The organism is Comamonas sp. Z1, from assembly GCF_008121555.1.
Lineage (GTDB): Bacteria > Pseudomonadota > Gammaproteobacteria > Burkholderiales > Burkholderiaceae_C > Comamonas > Comamonas thiooxydans.
On sequence record NZ_VOQT01000002.1, the window covers coordinates 491,610 to 511,106 of the forward strand.

Below are 19,497 nucleotides of genomic sequence, written 5' to 3' on the forward strand. Positions count from 1 at the left end.
TCACTTGGATGTCGACAGGTTTCGACCGGCAAGAATCTAGGAAAAGCTCGTGTCATGCCGATGACGCCCGTGTTTCAATCCGTTTCCTCGCATCGCGCCAGCGCCCGGAATTCGCGGGCCTTGCCCGGCACGAAGCGCCATGTAAAAAGGGCCGATGCATCCGCATCGGCCCTGTGCAGAAGACATTGCAACGCCGTTCAGAGCACTGACGCTTGCACGGTTATTGGTGCTTCTGGTAACCGAGTCTGTACAGCAGCGGCAGCACCAACAGCGTCAGCACCGTGGACGAGAGAATGCCGCCAATCACCACCGTGGCCAGCGGCCTTTGCACCTCGGCCCCCGTTCCCGTGGCAATCGCCATGGGCACAAAGCCCAGCGATGCCACCAGGGCCGTCATCAACACGGGACGCAGACGCGTGAGCGCCCCTTCGGTCACGGCCTGTTCCAGATCCATTCCCTGTTCGCGCAAGCTGCGGATATAGGAGATCATGACCAGGCCGTTGAGCACGGCCACGCCGCATAGGGCGATAAAGCCGATGGCCGCCGAAATGGACAGCGGAATGCCGCGCAGCCACAGCGCTGCAATTCCGCCCGTCAACGCAAACGGAATGCCGGTGAAGACAATGAGACCGTCGCGCACGTTGCCGAACATGGCAAACAACAGCGTGAACACCAGCGCCAGCGCCACGGGCACCACGATCATCAGACGCTGGCGGGCCGACTCCAGGTTCTCGAAGGTTCCGCCCCAACGTGTCCAGTAACCTGCAGGCAACGCAACGCCTTCGAGTTCCTGCTGAGCCTGTGCCACAAAGGAGCCGATATCTCGCCCGCGCACGTTGGCGCTGACCACGATGCGGCGCTTGCCGTCCTCGCGGCTGACCTGGTTGGGGCCCGGAGCCAGCTCCACCGTCGCCACCGATGAAAGCGGCACAAAGCCCAGACGCCCGTCACCGCCGCGCGGCAGCGCGATCGGCAGGCGACCTATGCCGCCCACATCGCTGCGCATGGCCTCGGGCAGGCGAACCTGGATGGCAAAACGTCGGTCACCCTCGAATACCGTGCCGGCTTCACGCCCGCCAAAAGCCGTGCTGATGGCATCTTGCACATCACCCATGTTCAGACCGTAACGCGAGGCTTTTTCGCGGTCGATCTGCACCGTGAGCATGGGCAGGCCCGTGGTCTGCTCGACCTTGACCTCGGAGGCACCAGGAATCTTTTGCAGCATGGCGGCTACGGCCTGCGCGGACTTTTCCAGCTGGACCATGTCATCGCCGAAGATCTTGACGGCCACATCGCTGCGCACGCCCGAAATCAGCTCGTTGAAGCGCAGCTGAATCGGCTGCGAGAACTCGTAGTTGCTGCCCGGAATCTTTTCCACGGTCTCTTGTACGGCAGCCAGCAGATCGTCACGCGAGCGCGCCGGATCGGGCCATTGCTCACGCGGCTTGAGCATGATGTAGCCATCCGAAATATTAGGCGGCATGGGGTCGGAGGCGATCTCTGCCGTGCCGGTGCGCGCAAACACACGCTCGATCTCAGGGAACTGCTTTTTGAGCTCGCTCTCGATCTGCATCTGCATCTGCACCGACTGCGTAAGGCTGGTGCCCGGTATGCGCAACGCCTGAATCGCAAAGTCGCCCTCATTGAGATTGGGGGCAAACTCGCTGCCCATGCGCGTGGCCAGCAGCAGGCTCAGGGCAACGATGACGCTGGCCGCCGTCAACACCACTGCTGGTGCATGCATGACCTTGTCCAGCACCGGCGCATAGGCACGGCGCGCCCACTCCATCAAACGGTTTTCCTTCTCGGCCACCTTGTCGCCCATGAACAGCGCAATCGCGGCAGGGATGAAGGTGATAGACAGCAGCATGGCACCCAGCAACGCGATCACCACCGTCAGCGCCATGGGGTGGAACATCTTTCCTTCCACACCGGTAAGCGCAAAAATGGGCAGATAGACCACCATGATGATGAGCTGACCGAACAACAACGGACGCCTTGCCTCCCTGGCTGCCGCAAACACTTCCTCGAAACGTTCGCTGCGGGTCAACGATCGGCCTGCTGCTGCCTGGGCATGGGCCAGACGGCGCACGCAGTTCTCCACGATCACCACCGCGCCATCAATGATGATGCCGAAGTCCAGCGCCCCAAGGCTCATCAGATTGGCGCTGACGCGCATCTGCACCATGCCCGTGAAGGTGAACAGCATGGACAGCGGAATGATGAGCGCCGTGATCAGCGCTGCCCGCAGATTGCCCAGAAACAGGAACAGAATCGCCACGACCAGCGCCGCACCTTCGATCAGGTTCTTCTTGACCGTGGCAATGGCTTTGTCCACCAGATTGGTGCGGTCGTACACCGTCACGGCCTTCACGCCAAGCGGCAGGCTTTTGTTGATCACCTGCATGCGCTCATGCACCGCCTGCGCCACTGCGCGGCTGTTCTCGCCAATCAGCATGAACACCGTACCCAGCACCACTTCGCGACCGTTGTCCGTGGCAGCCCCCGTACGCAGCTCGCGGCCCAGGCCCACATCGGCCAGATCGCGCACGCGAATCGGCTGGCCTTGCGCCGACCCCACGATGACTTCGCGAATATCGGCAATGCCCCCCACCTGCCCCGGCGCGCGGATCAGATACTGCTCGCCCTGGCGCTCGATATAGCCGGCGCCCACATTGGCGTTGTTGCGTTCCAGCGCCGCGACGATATCGGCCAGCGTGAAACCATAGGCCGCGAGCTTTTGCGGCTGCGGCGCCACCAGGTATTCCTTGGCGAAACCGCCGATGGAATTGATCTCGGTCACGCCCGCCACATTGCGCAGCTGGGGCTTGATGACCCAGTCCTGAATCTCGCGCAGATCCATGGGTGTATAGGGCGAACCGTCGGGCTTGGTGGCGCCCTCATCGGCCTCCACGGTCCACAGATAGATCTCGCCCAGCCCCGTGGAGATAGGTCCCAGCGCAGGCGCGACACCCGCCGGCAGGGCATCGCGCGCCTGCTGCATGCGCTCGTTAACCAACTGGCGTGCAAAGTAGATGTCCGTGCCGTCCTTGAATACCACCGTCACCTGGGACAGGCCGTAGCGCGACAGCGAGCGGGTCTGCTCCAGCCCCGGCAGGCCGGCCATCACGGTCTCTATGGGGAAGGTGACGCGCTGCTCGGTCTCCAGCGGCGAATAGCCTGGAGCCGAGGTATTGATCTGCACCTGCACATTGGTGATGTCGGGCACGGCATCGATGGGCAGACGCTGGTAGTTGTAGATACCCAGGCCCACCAGGGCAAGCGTGGCCAGCATGACCAGCCAGCGCTGGGCAATCGCAAAGCGGATGATGCGCTCAAACATTCAAACTCCAAATATCTTCATCTGCCCTGTCACACTGGCGCAATCCAAACCAGAGACACCGAGCAAGAGCCGCCTCGCGGCGGGGCCACCCAGGCGAGGGTGTCGTCCCCCTTGGGGGCGCCGTGCAACGGGAAGGCGCGCCGCGCCTCAGGGGGTGGCTAATCAGTGCACATGCTCGGCTGTTGCCTTGCCAAGCTCGGACTTCAGGACGAAGCTGCCGTCCTTCACATAGCGCTGGCCTGTACTCAGGCCCTGCAGCACTTCGGTGTTCTGGCCGTCGGTCTTGCCCAGCTTCAGGGCCTGCGCCTTGAAGCCGCCGTCCACCGGCACAAACACCACGGGCTTGTCGCCGTCGATCTTCTGGATGGCCGCACTGGCCACCGTCACCGCCGCCTTCTGGCTGGATGCCGTCAGATCCACATTCACGAAGAGGCCCGGACGCCAGATACCATCCGGGTTGTCCAGGGTGATGCGTGCCGGTGCCGTGCGGGTTTCCTGCCCTATCAATGCGCCCACATAGGCCACCGTCCCCGTGGCTTTCGATTCAAAGGCCGTCGCATGCACAGTGGCCTTTTCGCCCACGCGCACAAAGGGCAGGTCGCTGGCGGCCACCTTCATTTCAGCCCAGACCGAACGCAGATCGGAGATGGTGAACACGGCCGTGCTGTCCTGCACGGCTTCGCCCACGGCAAGATGCTTTTCCACAACCACCCCATCGAAGGGCGCGCGCAGCTCGAAGCGGTTCAGCGCCCCGGCAGTGCCTGAGCCGGCACCGATTGCAGCCAGCTTCTGTTGCGCATTGGCGGATGCGATCTCGGCCTCGCGCAGTGCCTGCTGGGCCTGCAGATAGTCCTGCTCGGCCGAGATCTTTTCCTGCCACAGCTGCTTTTCGCGCTGGTAGGTGGTGCGCGCCAGTGCGAGACGCTTTTGCGCGGCCATCAGCTCGCTGCGCTGCTCGGATACCGCAGGGCTGGTCAGGGTGGCCAGCAACTGGCCCTTCTTGACCACCTGCCCCAGATTGGCCGCCACGCTCTCCGCCACGCCCGCCACCCGCGGCACCACATGAGCCGTCCTGTCCTCGTTGAAGCGAATCTCGCCCGGCAACTGCAGCATGCTGGCTATCAACGCCGGGCCGGCCTCGGCCAGCGCCACGCCCGCAGCCCTTGCGCGCTCGGCATCGAGTTTGAGCAGGCCTTCATCCTCATCATCGGCATGAGCGGATTCGGGCTTGGCTGCAGGTTTTCCGGCGCTTGCTGCCTGTTCATGCCCAGGCTCGCTGCCATGGTCATGCCCCTCTTTTTCGTCATGCTCATGCCCGTTGTTTTCTTCATGGGCATGACTCTTCTCTGCAGCACCGTGACCGTGGCCTTCAGCGCTGACAGCCGCCGGCTGCGTACCGTAGACAATGGCTGCAGCAGCGGCCGCGCCGAGCGCCAGAATGATGGCGATGGCAATCGCCGTGCGGCGGGGCTTAGGGGATGTGGAATTCATGATATGTGCTTGTTCTTACTCAAGACCGGGCACATCGCCCAGTTGGCGGGTGATGTCCGCAGCCGCCTGATGGGTTGCCACCAGCTGCTCCAGATAGAGGCTTCGTGCCTCGGCCAGCGTGCGCTGGGCATCCAGCACTTCCAGATAGCTGAACTTGCCCAGGGCAAAGCCCTTGGCTGCGACTTCGTAAGCGGACTCGGCCGCCGGCAGGACCTGCTGTGCAAGTTGCTCGGCCTGGGCCCGGCTGGACTGCAGTTGCTCGCGTTGCTGCTGCAACTGTGCGTACATTTGCTGGCGTGTGGCCAGCAGCTCGTCCTCGGCCTTGTCGGCCAGACGCAGCGCCTGCAGCTGATTGCCGCGGTTGCTGTCCAGAATCGGCAGCGGCACCGAGATACCCACCACCAGCTGATTGCGTCCCACTTCCTGTGCACGCTTCATGCCCAGACTCACGCTGGGGTCAGGCAGGCGCTTGGCACGCTCGAGCTCGGCGACGGACCTGGCTTGAAAAACGGCCTGCTGCGCGCGCAGCATCTGCGGTGAATGCTCCAGCTTTTCCAGCATCAGGCCTTCATCGGGCAGCACAGGCAGTTGCGCCAGCTCCCCCACCGCACTGCCAAATGCCGCAGGCTGCGCTCCCCACAGCGCCGCCAGCTGCTGACGTGCCACACGCAGACCGGAGCGCGCTTGCGCCAGCGCCAGCTCGGCACTGCTCTCGGCCACGCGGGCCTTGGTTTCCTCCAGCGGAGCCACCTTGCCTGCCAGCACGCGCTTGGCCGCGGCATCGCGGGCACTGCCGGCAATCTCCAGCGTCTTCTGATGCAGCTGCACGCGTTGCTGGCCGGCCAGCACATTGGCAAAAGCCGTGCGCACATCGGCACGCAGACCGGCCTGCGCGGCCTCCAGCTCGGCCCTGGCCAGTTCGCGACCGTGTTCGGCCGCCTTCATGCGGGCCTCGCGCTTGCCGCCGATCTCTATGGACTGGTTCCATTGCAGAGTCATGGACCTGGTTTCGCGGCGCGTGTCTTCCTGCGAATAGGCCAGCTCGGGATTGGATCTGGCGCGACTCTGGATCAATGCCCCCTCGCTGGCCGCCAGGGCCTGCGCTGCCGCTCGCAGACCAGGGTTGTGCTCCATGGCCAGCGCCAGTGCGGCCTGCAGGCTGATGGGGGCGGCTGCCGCTGCTGTTGCTGCTGTTGCTGCTGTTGGCGCAGCTTGTTGCGCCCAGGCACAAGGAACGAAAAGGCCCAAACCGCTGCCCAGCAACACAGCGGCCGCCTTGGTGATGAATGTCATGGTGATGCTCCGCCGGCATGCCTGCCCTTCCATTGGCAGTCTTGTGCAAGCGGAGCAAATCTAGCCTCGCGGCCCCCACAGGGTTCTGACCTCAAGATGACAAATTTGTCATCTTCGCAAACGACCGACTTGCTCGACAATCTGCGCATGAAGCTTCTAGTCATCGAGGACGAAACCAAACTCGCCGAATACTTGCAAAAAGGCCTGGGCGAGGAAGGCTTTGTGGTCGATGCCGCACACAACGGCATTGACGGCCTGCATCTGGCCACCGAGCAGCCCTACGACCTCATCATTCTGGACGGCATGCTGCCCGGCATAGACGGCCTGGCCGTGCTGGCGGCTCTGCGCCAGTCCCGCCAGACACCAGTGCTCATGCTCACGGCCCGCGCCCAGGTGGAAGACCGCGTCAAAGGACTGCAGGCCGGCGCCGATGACTACCTGGTCAAGCCTTTTGCATTTTCAGAACTGGTGGCCCGCATTCATGCGCTGCTGCGCCGCGGCCTGCAGGCCACGGCCACGCCCGAAGCCACGGTGCTGCGCATGGCCGATCTGGAGCTGGATCTGCTGCGTCACCGCGCCACGCGTGCGGGCCAGCGACTGGACCTGACGGCCAAGGAGTTCAATCTGCTGAGTCTGCTGCTGCGGCGCCAGGGCGAAGTGCTGTCGCGCACCGAGCTGGCCTCCCAGGTCTGGGACATGAACTTCGACAGCGAAACCAATGTCGTCGAGGTCGCCGTGCGCCGCCTGCGCCTCAAGCTCGACGCACCGTTCGAGCTGCCCCTGCTGCACACGGTGCGCGGCATGGGCTATGTGCTGGAGCTGCGCTCCGAGGCCTGAGCCCCGGTGCTTACCATTCGCGTAGAGCGATCAGCTCCTCCACATCCGCATCTTCAAAACCATAAGCCTTGGCAATGGCCTCGAAGTCAGCCGCAATGCATTCACGCGCCGCCGTTTCTATCTCGCTGCCCTGCTCTTCGAACTCCTGCTGCAGATCGTTGAAACGCTCGGTCGCAGCGTGGGTCAATCGATGCAGTTGCTCCAGGTTCTGCGGCTTTTGCTGCTCTATCTGCAGGCAGAGTTCTCTCAGAATATCCTCACCCTTGCGAACAAGTTCCTCGGGGAAATAGCTGTCCTCGTACATCTCCAGCAAGAAGGCGTAGTTGTTCATGATGGCGTTACCAAGACTCATGGTCCGTTCCTTTTCCAGCAAACCGCAAACAATGAATCTTCCAGCATAGCAGCCACTCATGACCGCTGATCACGTCTCTCCAGGCACTCCTCAGATCCCGAACCTGAGCCGCCGGCTGTCGCGCTCGCTGGCCCTGCAGACCATGCTGGGCCTGGGCCTGGTCTGCGTTGCCGTTTACTGGGGCAGCTGGCTGGCACTGGCCCAGCGCCAGCAGGAAAGCCTGGAGCAAAAGCAGGTCACGGTCACCCATCTTCTGCAACAGGCGCGTGCCAACCGCTCCGCGTCCAGCATGCAGCACATGTTGTCCGACTTTCTCACGGGCCACGAGGATATGTCGATCCGCGTCAGCTATGCCAGCGGCGCGCTGCTGTTCGAGAAACTGCACCAGCCCCTGGACGATGTTCACAGCGCACGGCGCAGCTTCAGCGTCGTGCTGCCAGCCCATGTGGACCAGCAGGAACAGCAGCTCGTACAGGTGCTGCTGATGCTGGACCGCCGCCCCGACGATGCCCTGCTGCGCCAGCTGGCCTGGATTCTGGGCCTGGCCGCCGTCAGCGGTGCGCTGCTGGTGTCGCTATTCAGTGCCTGGTTGGTGCGCCGCGGGCTGGCGCCTCTGCATTCGCTGGTGGAGCAGACCCGGCAACTGGGCGCCAAGGATCTCACGCACGACTGGCAGACCAGGCTTGACGACAGCAACCAGCCCCAGGAGCTGCGTCCGCTGATTGCACAGTTCAACGCGCTGCTGGAGCGGCTGGCGGTGGCCTACCGGCAGATGGAGGCCTTCAATGCCGATGTGGCCCATGAGCTCAACACCCCGCTGACCACGCTCATCAGCAGTTGCGAGCTGGCTCTGCGCAAGCCCCGCGATGCGGGCGAGCTGCGCGACATCCTGGCTTCCAATCTGGAGGATCTGCAGCGCATGGCCGGCATCGTGGCGGACATGCTTTTTCTCTCTCACGCCGATCGCGGCGAAAGCGCGCACCGCATTCAGGTGGCCAGCCTGGCCAGCCTCGCGCACGAAGTGGTGGAGTATCACGAGGCCGCGCTGCAGGAGGCTGATCTGCAGGTGCGGGTGCAGGGCGATGCGCAGGCCCAGGTCGATGCGCGATTGCTGCGCCGGGCACTGTCCAATCTGCTGGGCAATGCCACCCGCTATGCCACGCCGGGAAGCTGCATAGAGATACAGATCAGCACGCCGCAGGCCGGCCAGGTCAGGCTGGCGGTGCAGAACCAGGGCCAGGCCATTGCCGCAGAACATCTGCCCAGACTGTTTGACCGTTTCTATCGCTCGGACGCAGCCCGCAGCCAGGCCGATCGCAACCACGGCCTGGGCCTGTCCATCGTGGCCGCGATCGCGCGCATGCATGGCGGACAGGCGTTTGCGCACTCCGACCGCTCTGTCACCTCCATCGGGCTGAGCCTGCCTGCGGGACAGGATGCGCAGGCCCGGGCGCCTGTTTCATCCGGCAACCTGGCGTAAAAGCCGATGAGGCCCACACGCAGCACCGAGCAGGGATGACATGGAGCTGCGCGCTCAGGCCGCAAGATGGCCGGCCGTGTATCGCTGAAAGGAAACACCATGCATTGCTTGAGAAACGCTGCCTGCCTGGTTCTGGCCGCCAGTGCCGGTATCGGCCTGCCCGCTCTGGCTCAGGGCCGGATTCCCGATATGCAGCAGGCCGGCGTGCTGCGCTACAGCTGCGGCGGCATAGGCGAAGATGAATCCACACTCATGCGCGCCGCGATGAAGGACTACCCGCTGTCGCTGCTGTTTGCGCAAAAGGACGGCGCCTATCTGGCCAATGTGGCGGTCGAGGTCAGCTCCGGCAAGGACAGCAGCCGCTTCACGGCTAACGGCCCGGTCTGTCTGATCCAGCTGCCCGCCGGCAGCTACAAGATCACCGCCACCACCAGGGAGGGCGCCAGCCAGACCCAGGCGGCAGAGATCGGCAAGGGCCCGCATCAGCTGGACTTCCGCTACTAGCGGCGAGCCGCCGGCAGGCACCGGCAATGCCCCGGGCCTGTCCAGGGGCGATGCGCGTGGGCGGGTTCGGCCGGGCCCTGCAATGAGGACAATAAGCGCCATGTCCCAAGATCAAGACGCATCCACCTATCAGGCCCATCTGCAGGCCGGCAACGCGCTGGTACAGCAGGCCCAGAAGATTGCCACGCAGGACTTCGAGCAGGCCCGCGCATTCTGGCAGGCCGCCGGCAAGGAGTTCTATCTGGCGCACAAGGCCGATATGAGCGAGCCCGAAGCCGCCTTTCGCCTGGCACAGGCCTGGATGGCCGAGGCCCACGCCTTGCAGAAGGAAGAGAACCGCAACGCGCTGGTCATGTGGGCCAACGCCGCTGCGCAATGCGAGCTGGCCTTCGACCTGGAGCCAGAGAACGGTCGCATCGCCATGACGGCCGCCAGCTGCCACCTGTTTGCCGGCCAGACCGATGCCGCCAAGGCCTGGCAGCTGATTGGCAAACAGCTGCTGCCGCCCGAGCCTTCCGCGCCCGATGCCTGATGTTTTTTGATAGCTTGCTGCGTATTAAAACAAAGGGGTTCAGTGCATGAATGCATTGAACCCCTTTGTTTATTGGCGAGAGCAGCTATTAAATTTGCCACCTCCCGCGAAGCCTAGCGCTCGAATGCAGCGCGAATCTGCCGCGCATTGGCCCGCATGGCCTGGGGACCGCTGCTGCCCAGCAAATACCAGAGCTGGGGATCGACGAACACCAGCTGCTGCTTGCGGCCTGCACGGGTGTTCTTGATGGTGTCGTTGTCGAACAGCTCACGCGACGGCACCACCGGCTTGCCGTCCTTGTCCCTGGTGCTGCCCGTGCCCGCATTGCGGTCGATCACGAACAGCCACTCTGGGTCTATCCTGGCAATATCGTCCATCTTCAGCGCAATGCCGCGCGCCTGGGCCGGATCTGTGGGCAAGGCAGGCTTGATGCCCAGCACGTCATGCAGCAGACCGAAGCGCGAACCCGGGGTCTGGGCGCTCATGTTTTTGTTGACGGCCAGCACCAGCAGGCCCGGTGCGGCCTTGGCTGCGGCAGCGCGGGTGGCCTGCACATCGCTGCGCACCTGCTGCATGAGCTGCTCGCCCTGCGCCTGCTTGCCCCAGAGGCTGGCCAGTGCGGTCACATTTCGCTGCATATCGCCCAGCAAATCCTTGCCCGAGGTACTCAGATCCAGCGTGGGCGCGATGCGACTCAGCGCTTCGTACTTGCTGGCCGAGCGGCCGGCCACCACGATCAGATCGGGGCGGATGCGGCTCAGCGCCTCGTAGTCGGGCTCGAACAGCGAGCCAGCCACCTGATAGCGGGCATCGGCGTAGCCCGCCAGATAGGCGGGAAAATGGACCTTGGGCACTCCCGTCACCGGCAGCTTGAGCGCCTGCATGGTGTCCAGCGAAGCCAGGTCGTACACCACCACACGCCGGGGAGCGAAAGGCAGCTCGGCCACGCCCCTGGCATGCTCGACCTGGATACGGACGGGTTGGGCCGCAGACGGCTGGTCCGCCTGCGTTTGCGCCCAGGCGGTTCCGGCCGTCGTCAGCAGTGCCAGGGTGGCGGCGCGACGGCTGATCAGTTGCTGCATGAAGAACCTTGAAAAGCAAAACAGAAGAAAAGTCAGTAGCCCTTGCCGCGAATCTTGGCAACGGCTGCGATGGCGATAATCAGAACTTGACGTTCATGCCCAGCCAGTAGCGGCGGCCGTCGAGCACAGTGTCGTAATTGACGCCGTCATAGATGACCTGCTTGTCCAGCAGGTTGTAGATGCCCGCATACAGCGTGACGGTCTTGCTGAGCTTGTAGGAGCCGCCCAGGTCCAGCATGGTGTAGCTCTTCTGGGTGAAGCTGCCCGAGGACGCTCCGCCCGTGGGGGCGCTTTCCTCACCGCGGTAGGAAGCCTTGAGCCAGCCGTTGAGCTGGGCCGTGGGGCTCCAGTCCAGCGAGACATTGAACAGATGGCGCGGCAGCTGGTTCAGCGGCAGGCCGGCAAACTGGCCGCTCTTTTGCTCGGACTTGGTGAAGGTGTAGTTGGTCTTCAGGCGCAGCGTCTTGCTCAGCTGGGTGCCCAGCGAAGCCTCCACGCCGCGCGTGATGGCGTTGTCCACATTGATGTTCGTGGTGGGCACGCGGCCCGAGCTGTTGAGCGGGCCGCAGCTGGGGCAGGCCACGCGGGTTATCTTGTCCTCGAACTCGTTGTCGAACACCGTCAGCCCCGCCGTGGTGCCGGCGCCGCTGTCGTAGAGCACGCCGATTTCCTTGGTCAGCGAGGTTTCGGGCTTCAGATCGGGGTTGCCGTAGATATTGCCGCCACGGCTGCTCTGGCCCCAGTCACCCACGGTCTGACGCAGCGACGGCGCACGAAAGCCCGTGGAGACACCGCCCTTGACCGTCCACTGCGGGGCCAGATTCCACACGCCATACAGGCGCGGGCTGACCTGGCCGCCAGCCTGGCTGTCATGGTCGTAGCGCAGGCCGCCGGTCAGCGCAAAGTCCTGGTGCAGACGCCATTCGTCCTCGGCAAACACGGCCCACTGGCTGCGGTTGATGCTGGTGCGGCTGGCATTGGGCAAGGTGTTGGTGGTGGTGTCCGTCAGGTCCTGCTCGTTGTAGCTCACACCCGTGGTCAGCAGATGACTGGCCCCCAGCGGCGCCACCCAGCTGCTGTTGAACACCGTGTTCTTGATGGTCATGTCGCGCGACAGATTGCGCGTCTTCTCCTGCTGCAGATAGGTGTCCGAGGACGCCCAGCCCCAGCGTCCCTTGTGCTGCAGCGAGAAGTTGTCGCGCTCGAACTTGCGGTCGCTGAGTGCGGCCGTGGCCGCCAGTGTCTTGCCCGGCGTCGATGTGTAGTGCTGCTTGCCCGTGCCCAGCTCGGCAATGATGTCGTGGTCCTTGTTGGGCGTCAGTGCCAGCTTGACGTTGAGCGCGCGGTTGTCGTAGTCGTTGTAGCCGTTGAGGATGTTGTCCTCGCCTCGCTTGTTGTAGTTGCCGTAGATGCTCAGGCCCAGCAGATCGGTCTGTATGGGGCCGGACAGATAGAAATTGCTCTGGTAGATATTGCCCGAGGAAGAGCGCTCCTGCAGCGTGGCCTCGGTGCGGATGGAGCCCATCCACTCTTTGGCCACCTTGCGCGTGATGATGTTGATCACGCCCCCCATGGCGTCCGAGCCGTAGAGCGAGGACATGGGGCCGCGCACCACCTCGATGCGCTCTATCGCCTCCAGCGGCGGCACCCAGCTCTGGTCGGTGCCGGTGGAGCCGTTGGCCTGGGTTTCGCGGGTATTGGTGCGCTTGCCGTCCACCAGGATCAGGGTGTAGTTCACGCCCATGCCGCGCAGGCTGATGTCGTTGGAATTGTTGTCCGAAGGCACCAGATTCACGCCGGGCACATCGCGCAGCGCATCATGCAGATTGTTGTAGCTGCCTTTTTCCAGCTCTTCGCGGGTGATGACGGAAATCGAGGCCGGCGCATCCTTGATCTCCTGCTCGAAGCCCGAGGCCGTCACCACCACGGTCTCCAGCGATTTCTCCTGTGCCGCCGTCAGCCCGTGGGTCAGCAGGCCTGCTGCAGCCAGCGCCATGCCCAGCACAGGACGCAGCGACCGGCGGGTGGTGAACAGAGGACGGAAAGACGAAGACGCGCAGGCCATGGCCAGGCCTGCAGCAGCGGCTGCATGAATTTGCATGATGAGTTTGGAAGAAGATGCACATCGACCAGACACGGCTGCGCCTCATGGCCAAAGCCACGAACAGCAGGTGCAGGTCAGCGAAGCATTCGCGCTGTTGGAGTGATGAAGAAGGCAATCACGATCTGCGCAGAGATCGTCCTGGCTAAACATGCAGCTGGGCATGGCGGCATGCAGTCATTCAATGTGCATGCCTGGCTGAGTCAAAGATTACCGCAAGGTCTTCTTGTTGCGAATAATTCTCATTGTAACCGCAACCAACAGGCCTTCCAAAGAATTTTTACTGTTAAGTACTTTGACAAGGACGCTAACCAGCGCCAACTGGCACCGGCTGCGGCTCATAGAGCTTTATCCCAGCCAGGCCAGCAGGCTGCGCCACAGGGCCGCGGCATGCGAGATCAGAAACAGCAGCAAACCGATGGCGCCGCCCACCAGCGTGCCGTTGATGCGTATGTACTGAAGATCCTTGCCGATATGCGCCTCGATCAGCGTGGCCAGTTGCTCGGCATCCCAGCGCTGCACCGTGTCGGCAATATGTCTGGCGATGAACTGCGAGACATCGGGAGCCAGCGTCGTCGCCCAGCGCTTGAGGCGCTCGTTCATGGAGTTGCGCAGCGCCTCGTCATGCGCCAGTGCCTGACCCAACCAGCGCCCCATCACGGCGGCACGCCGTGCCATGGCCGAGTTTTCGTCGGCCAGATCGCGCTCCAGCTTGGTGCGCCAGCCTGCCCATAGCTCGCGCAGATAGACGGCCAGCTTCTCGTCATGCAGCAGATAGTTGCGCAGTTTTTCTACCCTCTCGGCGTAGACCGGGTCGTTCTGCAGACCGTCGATCAGGCGCTGTATGGAGCTGTCGAAGGCCTCGCGCAGACGGTGGCCGGGGTTCTGGGCCACGTCCTGCAGCAGGCTGTCCAGAGCGCTGGCGATCAGACTGGCGCCCTTGTCGCTGAGCCAGTCCGTGGGCAGCATTTTTTCCTTGATCGGGTGCTCGCGCTTGAGCCAGACCACGATGGTCTGCGCAATCAGCACATGGGTCTGCTCCTGGCGCAGCACGCGGCTGATGCGTGCCAGCACATCGTCGAGCACCTCCTGATGGCGCCCGCCCGCCGTCAGCCCCGACAGCAGCGATGCCGCCGCGCGCGACAGATCCACATGCTGCATCACGGCCTTGAGCGACTGGGTCAGAAACTTCTCTACCTGCTTGTCCTGCACCATCTCCAGCGCGGCCAGCGCCAGCCGCGCCACCTGCCTGCCCAGCAGCTGGCTGTTGGCGGGAGCCGTCAGCCAGTCCGCCAGCGCCTGGGCGGGGTTGTTGCGCTCGATCAGCGCCACCAGCGAAGGCGCGTCGAGAAACTTGTCGCGCACGAAAGTGGCCAGGTTGCGGCCTATGCGATCCTTGTTGCGCGAGATGATGGCCGTGTGCCGCCCCACCAGCGGCAGCGGAATATGGCGGAACAGCGCCGAGACCGCAAACCAGTCGGCCAGCGCCCCCACCATGGCAGCCTCGCAAATGCCGCGCAGACAGACCAGCCATAAAGGCACGGCCTGCCCCTCTATGGCCCAGCGCGAGCCAGCCAGCGCAGTGGCGATGAAACCTGCGGCCACCAGCAGCAGCAGAACCAGCGGCATGCGCTTGGCCTGCTGCAGTGAGCGACGTTGTTCAGACGTGAGCATGCGCTAGAGCATACGGCCTCTCGGCCCGCTCGTCTGCAGCCCAGGGCTGCCGCCAGCATCGGACGGGTCAGCCGACCTTGACGTTTGCCGTGAAATCAGCAAGCCGGTGGTCCTGGCTCCAGGGCCACCAGCTTCTCTCAAAGCGCACATCAATGGGCAGGCGGTTGACGCGGTGCTCGGCAGGCAGGGCCTGTAGCGGACGCAGCTTGACCACCACCGCGGCGCTTTGCGACTCCATCGGGCCCACGCGCTCGGCCGGGATGCGCTGGGTTTCCGAGAAGACCTCATCGACCTCGGCCGGCACCTTCTGCCCATCTAGGAAGACCAACGTGGCCTTCTGGCCCTTGCGCGCGTACCTCAGGTGCTGGGGCGTCAGATAGGCCTGGACCCAGGGCGCCTTGCGCGTCTGCAGCACCATCAGCTCGTCTCCGGCCACCACCCATTCGCCTGCCTTGACGAAGCTGCGCACCACCTGCGAGGGCACGGGCGCCATCAGATCCGCAACCGGCGTGATGTTGCCGGCCTGTGCCAGACCGACAGCCTGGCGCGTGGCCGCAGCATCCTTGGCCGCCTGCAGATACAGGGCGCTCTGCTGCTGGCTGGCAACCAGGATTTCGCGCTGGGCACGGCCAATCTCGGCCTGTGCCTGCAGCATCTGCAGGCGTGCCGCGTCCACTTCCTGGCGCGTGGCCGCGCCCTGGCGGAACAGCTCATCAATCTGCCGCACGCGATCCTGCATCAGGGACATGCGGCCCTGCATGGCCTGCAGACTGGACTGCAAGGCCTTTTGCTGGCCCTGCAGATCCTGGCGCTGCATCGCATAGGTATGGTCCGCGGAACTGGCCACCACGTCGGCTGCCTGCACCGTACCGGCCGCCGGCGTGGGCACCTGCTTTTGCACCACACGCAGCACGCGCGCGCCCTGCTCTGTAGCCTGCCCCTCCGGGGCGACCTGCTCCACCTGGCCCGTGATCGGTGCACGCACCACGACCTGGTCGATGACCACCATGCCGGGCGAAGCGCGCAGCACCGTACTGCTCACGGTTTTGTAGACAAAGTACAAGGGTATCAGCAGCACAATGCCCAGCACCAGATACCAGCGCCAGCGCGGCACCTTGCGCTTGACGTTGTCGTACTTGACGGGAATGCCATTGCTGACTTCCGCCGAAGCCGGCGGAGCATTGAATTGGATCTTCACGGTTGAGCCTCCATATAGTCTTCCCAGGACTGCACGACGACGCCTTTGAAACCGTGCACCGTCCGCAGCGCTTGTGCCACGCCCTGCCAATGAACCAGTGCCTGGCGCCTGCCTATGCGAAACAAGCTCTCTTCCGAGGGCAATTCCTTTTCAATGCTTTGCGCCACGGCCAGGTCCAGCCCCTGAGGCATGGGCGGCAGCTGCTTGATCACGTTCACCGTGCTCTGCGCATTGGCGCTGTAGATCATGGGCACGACTTCCTTGACGCCGGCCTTCTGCAGGGCCTGCAGAAAGCCGGGTTCGCGCAGTTCGCGGTGGTGGGTCGTCAGCGAGATCGGAAGGCGACTTTGAGTCACCGCCTCCTGCAGGCTGTCGAGCACATTGCGGCCCCAGTCCTTTTGCTGTACCTCGGGCAATTGGCTGCGCTCCAGGTCCAGGTGGACCATGCCGAACGGCATGGATTGCACCTTCTGCAGCAGCGCCAGCATGTTGCCGCGCCCCTTGGGCAGCACCCAGGTCGGCTCGCCCAGCAGCAGCTCCAGCCGGATGCCGCGCTGGCGTGCACGCTGCGCCAGCTGCTCCAGTCCCTGGCGAGCCTGCTCGTCGGCCGCCAGGCGCTGCAACTGCTCTTCGGTGAACGACACCAGAAGGCGCTGCGTGCCTTGCGGCAGCTGGTCGATGCGGGCCGGCTGCTGCACCCATTGCCAGCCTTTCCATGCATACCAGCCGGTTCCCGCAGGTGCGGCTGCCGCAGCGGCTGCAGCGGGTTTGGCAACGCCCGCTTCCCCGCTGAGCCTAGTCTGCTGCGCCACTGCTACCAGTCCGTCAGCACCCACTGCGGAAGCTGCGGCACCAGTACGCTGCAGCACCGCAGCCTGCAGGGGGTCGTCGCTACGCACCTGCAAGCTACAACCACGCGTGTAATACAGCATGTCCATGGCCGCCAGATCCTCTCCTTCGGCGGAGCTGATATAGCGCACCGCCGCTTCGTAGCGGCCGTTGTCGGCCTTGATGGTCTGCACCATGCCGTCACCGCCGAGGCTGGGCGCGCGCAGTTGCGCCACACGCAGCCCTTCGGTGGCCGCTGCATAGCGCTGGGCACTGCTCTTGAGTTCGCCCTGGCTCAACCTGTACTGCTCCAGCACGGTCTGCTGCTCCAGCTGCAGCTTGCCCTGGGTCTGCGCGTATTGCTCGGCCGCCTCGTCATACTGGCCCTGCAGTTTGGCCGCCATCGCATCCTGCTGACTGCGCCATTGCAGGGGGATGGACACATCCACCGCCACGGCCGTCGCATGGCCGGGGCTGCCGCCGAAATCCTTGCTCAGGCTCTGGCTCAGTTGCACGCCGCCCGTCACTCCGCCATAGCGCGTGTGCCGGGCCTGCTCCCGCAATCCTTCCATCGCATAGCGTGCAGATTCCAGCGCGGGATGCGTGTTGAGCGCATCCTGCAGCATGGCCGGATTCATGCAGGTCTGCGGCAGGGCCAGAGCCGGCACCGACTGGGCGCGCAGACGGCGGCCGGTCAAAAAACCCATTTGCTGCAAGGCTGCGCGCTGCATTTCCTTCTCCTTGGCCACGCGGTTCTGCGCGGCTTCGTAGTAGCCCTGCAGGTCCAGCCCTTCAGAGCGCAGCATGTGGCCGCCAGCCACGCGCTCCTGCAGCCTTCCCTCGATCTGGGAGCGCGTGGACAGATAGGCCCGCGCCACCTGCTCGCGCTGCTGGCTGCGCAGATAGCGCACATACAGCCGTCCCAGCTCCGTCACGGCCTGGGCCTGCAGCAGCTGGGTCTGCGCGGTACTGCTCAGTTGCTCGGTCCTGGCCTCCTGCACATTGCGCCGGCGTGCTTCCTCGGCGCCCAGAAAACTCCAGCGCAGACCAGCCTGCCCCGACAGACGGCTGTAGTCGCGGTTCAGGGTATCCGTCACCGGCTCCTTGGCGCGTGCCAGGCCGGCAGCCGCGATAAGCCGTGCACCGTTGTCCGACTCGACCAGCTTGAGGTTGCTGCCGGCCACATGCTCCTTGAGGCGCGCCAGCCGCACGGCTGGCGCCTGCTCCGCGCTCCAGGCCTGCAGGTCGGCCCAGCTCCATGGCTGGCCCGTGTCAGCGGAAGCGACAGGAGCACGCGTCTCAGACGCTGCGGATACGGCAGTGGTAGTCTGCGCGCTCGCGCTTGTTCCCAGCATGGAAGCCAGCAGGCTGACGCCTATCAGGCCGCTCAGGGCACGGACGCGGTGCGGCCCACCCGGCAGGTAGTGAAGGGAAAATGGTTTCATGCGTTGGTTTTTAGAATTTGTTCTTGCGCAGCACCCAATTGGGCGCCATGGACGAGTCCAAGTGCGAATGGGTCAGCGCTTCCACCAGGATGGCGTAGCCGCTGTGCACCCGGGTCACGAAGGCAAAGAGAGGAAACAGCGGCAGGTACGGCAGATAGGACAGGTCCAGCCGGATGCGCTCCGACACCGTGGCCAGGTAGACCAGGTAGTAGGCCAATAACAACAGCAGATAGCCCAGGTAGACGAAAGCCAGCGTGCCCAGCACGATGCCCAGCGGCTGGATGAACAGCAGCATTGCCAGCGATCCCACGATCAGATAGGGCAGCACCAGCTGCATGAGCAGGCCGTTGATAAGGGTGAAAAGAAAGTTCGGCCACCCCAGCAACGAAGGCCGCAGGTTGAAACGGTACTTGCGCACGAACAGGTAGTACATGTCCCCGTCCCAGCGCAAGCGCTGCTTGAAGAACACGCGCCAGGATTCCGGTGCGTCGGTATGCCCCATGGCATGCGGCTCGAACTTGATGCGCATGCCGCTGTAGCGACCGAAGTACTGCTTGATGCGCAGCGTCATGTCCAGGTCCTCCGCCGTCCCCGCGTCCCAACCGCCAAGGTGCCGGACCAGCGAAGTCCGGAACACTCCAAAGGCACCCGAGATGTTGTTGACGATGTTGAACTCGGACAGGCCCGTTTTGCCACCGCTGATGGAGAGCATGTATTCCAGCCCCTGCATCTTGGTCACCAGGTTTCTGCCCTGGTTGCGCACACGCAGATTGCCCGCAACCCCCGCCACCAGTGGGTCGTCGAAGTGGCGTGTGGCGTTCTCCACCATGTCGTTGTCGAACGAGGTATCGCCGTCCAGTGCCATCACCACGTCGCCCGTGGCCAGCGTCAGCCCCGCATTCAGCGAAGACACCCGGCCGCCGCGCTGCCACTTGGGCAGCACGGTGACTTCGCGCCCCTCGGTACCTTCCCAGCGTTTGGCCTCGGACAGTGCCGCATGCAGCGTGTCGCTGTTCTTGATAGCTCCGTCGATGATCGGAATGAGCTGGATGCGCCCCGCATAGCGCTGATTCACCAAGGAGCTGATGGTCTTGCGCACATCATCGCCTTCGGAATAACAGGTGATCAGGCAAGACACGGACGGGTACTGCAGGCGCCGGACCGGAACACGCCAATGGCGCAACCCGTAGCGCAGCATCCCGCCGACGACCAGCACATAGAACGGCAGTTCCAGCAGGACGATGAACGGGAACAGGTTGAATGCCTGATCCCATGCGCCCCGGGTGCTGAAGCTGTGCGCTAGCAGCAAGAAAGATTCCACAAACTGCTGCCACATG

General features: G+C 63.9%; 14 protein-coding genes. 4 read left to right on the top strand and 10 right to left on the bottom strand.

From position 1 onward, the window contains the following. Positions 1–220 precede the first annotated feature (220 nt). The 3 genes from FSY45_RS05625 to FSY45_RS05635 form a co-directional block, all read right to left on the bottom strand. Positions 221–3,343 (bottom strand): efflux RND transporter permease subunit, encoded by a 3,123-nt coding sequence (locus FSY45_RS05625; protein ID WP_046461651.1) that lies wholly within the window; start codon positions 3,341–3,343, stop codon positions 221–223. 162 nt (positions 3,344–3,505) lie between these two features. Further along, the gene (locus FSY45_RS05630) at positions 3,506–4,834 is read right to left on the bottom strand and encodes an efflux RND transporter periplasmic adaptor subunit (RefSeq protein ID WP_003068530.1); all 1,329 of its coding nucleotides are present in this window, start codon (positions 4,832–4,834) and stop codon (positions 3,506–3,508) included. Positions 4,835–4,849: 15 nt separating this feature from the next. Then, positions 4,850–6,127, bottom strand: a complete 1,278-nt coding sequence (locus FSY45_RS05635; protein WP_046461709.1) for a TolC family protein — start codon at positions 6,125–6,127, stop codon at positions 4,850–4,852. Positions 6,128–6,274: 147 nt separating this feature from the next. Between FSY45_RS05635 and FSY45_RS05640 the strand changes: the two genes are divergently transcribed. Then, positions 6,275–6,964, top strand: a complete 690-nt coding sequence (locus FSY45_RS05640; protein ID WP_046461708.1) for a heavy metal response regulator transcription factor — start codon at positions 6,275–6,277, stop codon at positions 6,962–6,964. A gap of 10 nt (positions 6,965–6,974) precedes the next feature. On the opposite strand, the gene FSY45_RS05645 is transcribed toward FSY45_RS05640, so the two are convergent. Beyond that, positions 6,975–7,316, bottom strand: a complete 342-nt coding sequence (locus FSY45_RS05645; protein ID WP_046461707.1) for a DUF5713 family protein — start codon at positions 7,314–7,316, stop codon at positions 6,975–6,977. Between the two features lie 58 nt (positions 7,317–7,374). Between FSY45_RS05645 and FSY45_RS05650 the strand changes: the two genes are divergently transcribed. The 3 genes from FSY45_RS05650 to FSY45_RS05660 all read left to right on the top strand — a co-directional run bounded on the left by FSY45_RS05650 (position 7,375) and on the right by FSY45_RS05660 (position 9,832). Then, positions 7,375–8,796, top strand: coding sequence for a heavy metal sensor histidine kinase (locus FSY45_RS05650; RefSeq protein ID WP_046461650.1), 1,422 nt, complete (start codon positions 7,375–7,377; stop codon positions 8,794–8,796). A gap of 99 nt (positions 8,797–8,895) precedes the next feature. Further along, entirely contained in the window at positions 8,896–9,300 is a 405-nt protein-coding gene (locus FSY45_RS05655; RefSeq protein ID WP_046461706.1) for a hypothetical protein, read from the top strand. Positions 9,301–9,400: 100 nt separating this feature from the next. Beyond that, the gene (locus tag FSY45_RS05660) at positions 9,401–9,832 is read left to right on the top strand and encodes a hypothetical protein (RefSeq protein ID WP_003068510.1); all 432 of its coding nucleotides are present in this window, start codon (positions 9,401–9,403) and stop codon (positions 9,830–9,832) included. A 113-nt stretch (positions 9,833–9,945) separates the two neighbouring features. Here FSY45_RS05660 and FSY45_RS05665 read toward each other — a convergent pair whose 3' ends face one another. The 6 genes from FSY45_RS05665 to FSY45_RS05690 form a co-directional block, all read right to left on the bottom strand. Beyond that, positions 9,946–10,914 carry a siderophore ABC transporter substrate-binding protein gene (locus FSY45_RS05665; protein ID WP_046461649.1) on the bottom strand — a complete coding sequence of 323 codons (969 nt, stop codon included), beginning with the start codon at positions 10,912–10,914 and terminating at the stop codon, positions 9,946–9,948. 79 nt (positions 10,915–10,993) lie between these two features. Then, positions 10,994–13,015 carry a ligand-gated channel protein gene (locus FSY45_RS05670; protein WP_003068506.1) on the bottom strand — a complete coding sequence of 674 codons (2,022 nt, stop codon included), beginning with the start codon at positions 13,013–13,015 and terminating at the stop codon, positions 10,994–10,996. A 348-nt stretch (positions 13,016–13,363) separates the two neighbouring features. After that, positions 13,364–14,689, bottom strand: a complete 1,326-nt coding sequence (locus FSY45_RS05675) for a DUF445 domain-containing protein (RefSeq protein ID WP_012840058.1) — start codon at positions 14,687–14,689, stop codon at positions 13,364–13,366. 67 nt (positions 14,690–14,756) lie between these two features. Then, entirely contained in the window at positions 14,757–15,887 is a 1,131-nt protein-coding gene (locus tag FSY45_RS05680) for an HlyD family secretion protein (protein WP_046461648.1), read from the bottom strand. Next, positions 15,884–18,160, bottom strand: a complete 2,277-nt coding sequence (locus FSY45_RS05685) for a TolC family protein (RefSeq protein WP_052951084.1) — start codon at positions 18,158–18,160, stop codon at positions 15,884–15,886. Before FSY45_RS05685 ends, FSY45_RS05680 begins: the two co-directional genes overlap by 4 nt. A 10-nt stretch (positions 18,161–18,170) precedes the next feature. Beyond that, on the bottom strand, positions 18,171–19,496 hold the full coding sequence (locus tag FSY45_RS05690) for a glycosyltransferase (protein ID WP_003068498.1): 1,326 nt from the start codon (positions 19,494–19,496) through the stop codon (positions 18,171–18,173). Between the last annotated feature and the right edge of the window lies 1 nt (position 19,497).

What these genes read in the sequence shown, in the direction of transcription:
- FSY45_RS05625 (WP_046461651.1), bottom strand. Translation starts at nt 3,343, where the DNA reads ATGTTTGAGCGCATCATCCGCTTTGCGATTGCCCAGCGCTGGCTGGTC.
- FSY45_RS05665 (WP_046461649.1), bottom strand. Translation starts at nt 10,914, where the DNA reads ATGCAGCAACTGATCAGCCGTCGCGCCGCCACCCTGGCACTGCTGACG.
- FSY45_RS05675 (WP_012840058.1), bottom strand. Translation starts at nt 14,689, where the DNA reads ATGCTCACGTCTGAACAACGTCGCTCACTGCAGCAGGCCAAGCGCATG.
- FSY45_RS05660 (WP_003068510.1), top strand. Translation starts at nt 9,401, where the DNA reads ATGTCCCAAGATCAAGACGCATCCACCTATCAGGCCCATCTGCAGGCC.
- FSY45_RS05635 (WP_046461709.1), bottom strand. Translation starts at nt 6,127, where the DNA reads ATGACATTCATCACCAAGGCGGCCGCTGTGTTGCTGGGCAGCGGTTTG.
- FSY45_RS05670 (WP_003068506.1), bottom strand. Translation starts at nt 13,015, where the DNA reads ATGCAAATTCATGCAGCCGCTGCTGCAGGCCTGGCCATGGCCTGCGCG.
- FSY45_RS05640 (WP_046461708.1), top strand. Translation starts at nt 6,275, where the DNA reads ATGAAGCTTCTAGTCATCGAGGACGAAACCAAACTCGCCGAATACTTG.
- FSY45_RS05655 (WP_046461706.1), top strand. Translation starts at nt 8,896, where the DNA reads ATGCATTGCTTGAGAAACGCTGCCTGCCTGGTTCTGGCCGCCAGTGCC.
- FSY45_RS05690 (WP_003068498.1), bottom strand. Translation starts at nt 19,496, where the DNA reads ATGTGGCAGCAGTTTGTGGAATCTTTCTTGCTGCTAGCGCACAGCTTC.
- FSY45_RS05630 (WP_003068530.1), bottom strand. Translation starts at nt 4,834, where the DNA reads ATGAATTCCACATCCCCTAAGCCCCGCCGCACGGCGATTGCCATCGCC.
- FSY45_RS05685 (WP_052951084.1), bottom strand. Translation starts at nt 18,160, where the DNA reads ATGAAACCATTTTCCCTTCACTACCTGCCGGGTGGGCCGCACCGCGTC.
- FSY45_RS05645 (WP_046461707.1), bottom strand. Translation starts at nt 7,316, where the DNA reads ATGAGTCTTGGTAACGCCATCATGAACAACTACGCCTTCTTGCTGGAG.
- FSY45_RS05650 (WP_046461650.1), top strand. Translation starts at nt 7,375, where the DNA reads ATGACCGCTGATCACGTCTCTCCAGGCACTCCTCAGATCCCGAACCTG.